Raw genomic sequence first — 5,124 nt, 5'->3', positions numbered from 1 at the left:
GTCTCGGTGCGGACGTGGTGTCTCGCGGGCGGGGCGGTCGGGCGGATGCCGGGGTCAGCGGGCGCCGAGCAGGTGCTCGGTGGCCAGCTGCTGCAGGCGGACGAAACCGAAGCCCTTGCCGCCGAGGTAGGCGTCGGTGTCGAAGTCCTCGTAGGCGGAGCGGTCGGCCACGAAGTCGTCGTAGCTCTCGCCCTCGGCGAACGTCGGCTGAGCGAGCTCGGCCACGCGCGCAGCGGCAAGTGCCTCCTGCACCTCCGGATCGGCGCGGAAAGCGGCCGCGCGCTCCTTCAGCAGCAGGTACGTGCGCATGTTGGCGGCTGCCGAGTCCCAGACGCCGGTCTCGTCCTCGGTGCGCGAGGGCTTGTAGTCGAAGTGGCGCGGTCCCTCGTAGGCCGGGCCGCCGTTCGGGCCGCCGTTTTCGAGCAGGTCGACCAGCGCGAACGCGTTGTGCAGATCGCCGTGGCCGAACACGAGGTCCTGGTCGTACTTGATGCCGCGCTGACCGTTGAGGTCGATGTGGAAGAGCTTGCCATGGTAGAGCGCCTGGGCGATGCCCGCGGCGAAGTTCAGGCCGGCCATCTGCTCGTGGCCCACCTCGGGGTTCAGGCCCACGAGCTCGGGACGCTCGAGCGAGTCGATGAAGGCGAGGGCGTGCCCGACCGTCGGCAGGAGGATGTCGCCGCGCGGCTCGTTCGGCTTGGGCTCGATCGCGAAGCGGATGTCGTAGCCCTTGCTGTCGACGTAGTCGCCGAGGAAGTTGACGGCTTCGCGGTAGCGCTCCAGCGCCTGGCGGATGTCCTTCGCGGAGTCGTACTCGGCGCCTTCGCGACCGCCCCACATGACGAACGTCTGCGCGCCGAGCTCGGCTCCGAGGTCGATCTGGCGCAGCACCTTGCGGATGGCGAAGCGGCGTACGTCGCGGTCGTTCGAAGTGAAGCCGCCGTCCTTGAAGACGGGGGCGCTGAAGAGGTTGGTCGTGACCATCGGCACCTTCAGTCCCGTCGCGTCCAGCGCCCCCTTGAGACGGTCGATCTGGTGCTGACGGTCGGCGTCGCTGGAGCCGAAGGGGAAGAGATCGTCGTCGTGGAAGGTCAGCCCATACGCCCCCAGCTCGGCGAGCTTCTCGACCGCGTGCACGACGTCGAGCGGCGGACGGGTCGGGCCGCCGAACGGGTCGGTGCCGTTGTAGCCGATGGTCCAGAGACCGAAGGTGAACTTGTCGGCGGGGGTCGGGGTGGTCATGACGCTCCTTCGCGGTCTCCCGGGTGGGAGGTTTGTTGTTGACAGCAACCTATACCACGACGCACCCGTCGTCTACCGCGACGCCCGGCATCCGCGCCTCTAGGGTGGACGCGTGGCACGCGCAGAAGGAACCGTCGAAGGCGTTCGGCGCGCCAACCTCTCCCGCGTGCTGCGGCTCGTTCACGAAGACGGCCCCCTCTCGCGCGCGGCACTCACCGAAACGACCGGTCTGAACCGGTCCACGGTCGGCGCGCTGGTCGCCGACCTCGTCAGCGCGGGCCTCGCCACCGAGGGCGCCCCCGAGATGCACCGGCGCGTGGGACGGCCCTCACCGTCGGTCGCGGCCGCCGCGGACGTGGTCGCCATCGCGGTCAATCCCGAGGTCGACGCCCTCACCGTGGCCGCCATCGGACTCGATCGCACGATCGTGTGCCGCGAGCGCATCGAGCTCGCCGGACTGCTCACCCCCCAAGAGGCCACCGCGCTCACCGCCGAGGTGGTCGAACGCTGGCGCACGGGGGTGCTCGCCTCGCACCGCATCGTCGGCATCGGCATCGCGGTGCCCGGGCTGGTGCGCTCCGCCGATGGCCTCGTGCGCCGCGCCCCGCACCTCGACTGGACCGACGCCCCGCTGCGCGACGAGCTCGCGCAGGCCACGGGCCTGCCGACGGCGATCGACAACGACGCGACGCTCGGCGCCCTCGCCGAGAGCCGCTACGGAGCCGGTCGCGGCGTCGCCGATCTGATCTACGTCAACGGCGGCGCAAGCGGCATCGGCGGCGGCCTGGTGATCGGCGGACACCTCGTGCGCGGCGCGGGCGGCTACGCCGGCGAGCTCGGCCAGAACAGGCCGGGCATCGCACAGCCGGCGGATCGTCGCTCGGGCGCGCAGGGCACTCTGGAAGACGAGGTGAGTCGCTCGCGCCTGCTCGCCGTCGTGGGGCTGCACAGCGCGGACGAACCCACGCTCGAGGAGGCGATCCGCACCTCGGGGAGCGTGGAGGTCGCCGCGGAGGTCGAACGACAGCGCCGCATTCTCGCGACGGCGTTGGCGAACGCCGTGAACGTGCTCAACCCGTCGACCGTCATCCTCGGCGGCTTCCTGGCGACGATCCTCGACCAGGATGCCGAGGCCCTCCAGAGCGCCGTCCGCGAGCAGGCGATGGCCATGAACGTCGAAGACCTGCACCTGCGTGCGGCCGACCTGGGCCCCGACCGCCTGCTCGTGGGCGCGGCTGAGATCGCCTTCGACGCGCTGCTCACCGACCCCCTCGATGCACTGCCTGGCGCGCTGCCTGACGCGGGCTGACCCCCGGCATCCCCGCGCTCAGCGCAGCGGTGCGGTCGTCGCGCGCGGAATGAGCCGCGTGGGAAGCACGAGGTGCGTGGCCTCGGGGGTTCCCCCGGCGAGCATCGTCACCAGCATCCGTGCGGCCTCGGCGCCGAGGCGCTGAATGGGCTGGCGCACCGTGCTGAGCGGACGCGCCGTGAGGAAGGCTTCGGGGATGTCATCGAATCCGATCACCGACAGGTCGCCCGGCACATCCAGTCCCAGCTCCCCCGCCACCTCGATGAGCCCGAGCGCGGTGCGGTCATTGGCGGCGAACACCGCCGTGGGCCGGTCGGACTGCTGCAGCAGCGCACGCCCGACGACACGGACCGTGTCGGGGTCGTACATGCCCACGGCCACGAGGGCCGGGTCGAAGCGGATGCCGGCCTGACGCAGCGCGCGGCGGTAACCCGCCTCGCGCATCTCCGACGAGCGCAGTTCGGGCCGCCCCGCGAGAAACCCGATGCGCCGATGCCCGAGCTCGAGCAGGTGTGTCGTCGCCTCGAGTCCGCCGGCGAGGCTGTCGGATTAGACCGACGGGATGTCGACGCGGCCGGCGTGCGGGTCGACCGCGACGATCGGGACGTCGGCGTTCACACCCACCACGGTCGGGGTCACCATGATCGCCGCGTCGATCAGCGTTCCGCTGAGGCGGCTGAGCGAGCGCCGCTCCCACCCCTGCGGGTCGCTGTCGCGTGCTCCCGCGTACGCCAGCAGGTCATAGCGATGACTGCTCAGTGCCGCACCGACGCCTTTGAGCACCTCCGCGCTGAACGGCTCGAAGTCCGAGACGAGCACGCCCACGACCCCCGTCCGGCGGGAGCGCATACTGCTGGCGACGAGGCTCGACTCGTAGCCGAGCTCGGCCACGGCATCCAGCACGCGCGACACCGTCGCACTGGCGACGCCATACCGCCCGTTGACCGCTTTGGACACCGTGGCGACCGACACTCCGGCGGCGGCGGCGACGTCATGGATGGTGGCTCTGCGACTCACGGGGCGATCCTATGGGGACGGAAACGTTATTGAAAAGGTTTTTGAAAACGTTTGACGTTGTTGACAACAAATGGACACACTGGTGCACATTCCGGCCTGAACCCGTTCACCGGAATGCTCCGTGCCCCGAATGACCGGGGTGAGGCTCAATGAGGAGGACAGGAATCACATGAAGGCGAACAAGATCCTGACCGGAGCGGTGCTCCTGGTCGCGGGCACGCTCGGTCTGAGCGCCTGCAGCGGCGGATCCGGCGGGACCAACGCCGACGGCAAGGTCGAGATGACGCTCTGGCAGAACTCGACCACCGGTCCCGGACAGCAGTTCTGGAAGGACGCGATCGCGGCCTTCGAGAAGGAGAACCCGAACGTCACCATCACGATGCAGTCCGTGCAGAACGAAGACATGGACGGCAAGCTGCAGACCGCGCTGAACGCGGGCGACGCTCCCGACATCTTCCTGCAGCGCGGCGGCGGCAAGCTCGCGGCGATGGTGCAGGCGGGTCAGCTGATGGACCTCACCGACAAGATCGGCGACACCGCCAAGTCGGAGATCTCCGACGGCTCCTTCAAGGCCGAGACCTACCAGGACAAGGTGTGGGCCATGCCGCTGGCGGTGCTGCCGAGCGGCTTCTGGTATAGCTCCGACCTGTTCACCAAGGCGGGCATCACGACGCCGCCGACCACCATCACCGACCTGGAGTCGGCCGTCGGCAAGCTGAAGTCCGCGGGCGTCGCACCCATCGCGCTCGGCGCGAAGGACGCCTGGCCGGCCGCCCACTGGTACTACAACTTCGCCCTCCGCGAGTGCAGCGCCCAGACCATCGAGAAGACCGGCGACACCAAGGACTTCAGCGACGGCTGCTGGCTGAAGGCCGCGGAAGACCTGAACGACTTCGCCGCGACCCAGCCGTTCAACGACGGCTTCCTGACCACGAGCGCCCAGCAGGGCGCCGGCAGCTCTGCCGGTCTCGTCGCCAACCACCAGGCCGCGATGGAGCTCATGGGCGCGTGGGACCCGGGCGTGATCGCCTCCCTCACCCCCGACGAGAAGCCGCTGCCCGACCTGGCATGGTTCCCGTTCCCCGAGCTGTCCGGCGGCCAGGGCGAACCGGGCTCGATGATGGGCGGCGTCGACGGGTACTCGTGCTCGGTCAAGGCTCCGAAGGAGTGCGCCGACTTCCTCAACTTCATCGCCTCGGCCGACCAGCAGAAGGCCTACTACGCGGCCTTCAGCGCCCCGCCCGTCAACAAGACGGCGCAGGCGGCGGTCAAGGAGCCCTACCTGCAGGAGGTCCTCGCCGCCTACAACAAGGCCCCCTTCGTGTCGCAGTGGCTCGACACCGTCCTCGGCCAGAACGTCGGCAACGCGCTGAACGTCGCCGTGGTCGATCTGCTCGCGGGCAAGAGCAACCCGCAGCAGATGATCCAATCGGTCACCGACGCGGCCAAGAAGGGCTGATCGGATCGTGTCCCTTCGCGAGACCTCCGTGGCCGTCACCGACCCGGAGACGGATCTCGCGCAGCACGGCGGGGGCGGCGTGACGCCGCCCCCGCCC

Annotated in this window: 3 protein-coding genes and 1 pseudogene; 2 read left to right on the top strand and 2 right to left on the bottom strand. The window is 69.8% G+C overall.

Features of this window, described 5'->3' with window-relative positions; translation table 11 throughout:
• Positions 1–54 precede the first annotated feature (54 nt).
• Positions 55–1,242: a xylose isomerase gene (gene xylA / locus AS96_RS11145; protein ID WP_036289709.1), complete on the bottom strand. Its 1,188-nt coding sequence runs from the start codon at positions 1,240–1,242 to the stop codon at positions 55–57.
• A gap of 112 nt (positions 1,243–1,354) precedes the next feature.
• On the opposite strand from xylA, the gene AS96_RS11140 reads away from it, so the two are divergent.
• Positions 1,355–2,551 (top strand): ROK family transcriptional regulator, encoded by a 1,197-nt coding sequence (locus AS96_RS11140; protein WP_036289708.1) that lies wholly within the window; start codon positions 1,355–1,357, stop codon positions 2,549–2,551.
• Between the two features lie 18 nt (positions 2,552–2,569).
• On the opposite strand, the pseudogene AS96_RS11135 reads toward AS96_RS11140, so the two are convergent.
• Positions 2,570–3,568, bottom strand: a pseudogene (locus tag AS96_RS11135) (LacI family DNA-binding transcriptional regulator).
• Between the two features lie 169 nt (positions 3,569–3,737).
• Here AS96_RS11135 and AS96_RS11130 point away from each other — a divergent pair.
• On the top strand, positions 3,738–5,027 hold the full coding sequence (locus tag AS96_RS11130) for an ABC transporter substrate-binding protein (protein WP_036289706.1): 1,290 nt from the start codon (positions 3,738–3,740) through the stop codon (positions 5,025–5,027).
• Positions 5,028–5,124 lie beyond the last annotated feature (97 nt).

Source organism: Microbacterium sp. MRS-1, from assembly GCF_000585455.1.
GTDB lineage: Bacteria > Actinomycetota > Actinomycetes > Actinomycetales > Microbacteriaceae > Microbacterium > Microbacterium laevaniformans.
The sequence above is the reverse complement of the archived record's forward strand: the minus strand, read 5'-3'. Positions and strand labels throughout refer to the sequence as shown.